Raw genomic sequence first — 654 nt, forward strand, 5'->3', positions numbered from 1 at the left:
TTCGATTCAAATGAATCGAGTTACTTGGATTATGTGCGATCCGAAGATCGACACACGTTGCTCTATGCTTTGTTTGTTTCGGTATCTAGTTTTCAAGGAACAATCTTATTTAAAAATATGGTGGAGCCAAGCGGGATCGAACCGCTGACCTCCTGCTTGCAAGGCAGGCGCTCTCCCAGCTGAGCTATGGCCCCATAGTAGGATATGCAATTGGTGGGCCCTAGTGGACTCGAACCACCGACCTCACCCTTATCAGGGGTGCGCTCTAACCAGCTGAGCTAAGGGCCCTCATATTCATTTGCAGAAGCATTAAGCTTCCTTCACCCTTAAAAGGGTTCGCTTGGCAACGTCCTACTCTCCCAAGACCCTGCGGTCTAAGTACCATTGGCGCTGGAGGGCTTAACGGTCGTGTTCGAGATGGGAACGCGTGGTTCCCCTCCGCCATCANATATTGAGATAGAGTTATCGGTCTCTCCTGAAAGTAGTTATAATACGCTTCAGCGTATCACATTACTTTCGGTGAGGTCCGTTTACCCTCTCAAAACTGACCAACGAGTGAGTGTTGTTGTATTGCATATTTGTCCGGTGACCTACAGTCACCATGGACTCCATAGAAAGGAGGTGATCCAGCCGCACCTTCCGATACGGCTACCT

2 tRNA genes and 1 rRNA gene are annotated in these 654 nt (G+C 49.3%); all 3 read right to left on the reverse strand.

Annotation, left to right across the window (positions count from 1 at the left end):
- Positions 1-118: 118 nt before the first annotated feature.
- Positions 119-194: transfer RNA gene (locus ACFQ0C_RS03400), tRNA-Ala, on the reverse strand.
- Positions 195-211: 17 nt separating this feature from the next.
- Positions 212-288 (reverse strand) — tRNA-Ile (locus ACFQ0C_RS03405).
- Positions 289-342: 54 nt separating this feature from the next.
- A 5S ribosomal RNA gene (gene rrf, locus ACFQ0C_RS03410) occupies positions 343-455 on the reverse strand.
- Positions 456-654: the final 199 nt, after the last annotated feature.

It is taken from the genome of Paenibacillus sp. GCM10027630, assembly GCF_042676305.1.
In the GTDB taxonomy this organism is placed as follows: domain Bacteria; phylum Bacillota; class Bacilli; order Paenibacillales; family NBRC-103111; genus Paenibacillus_S.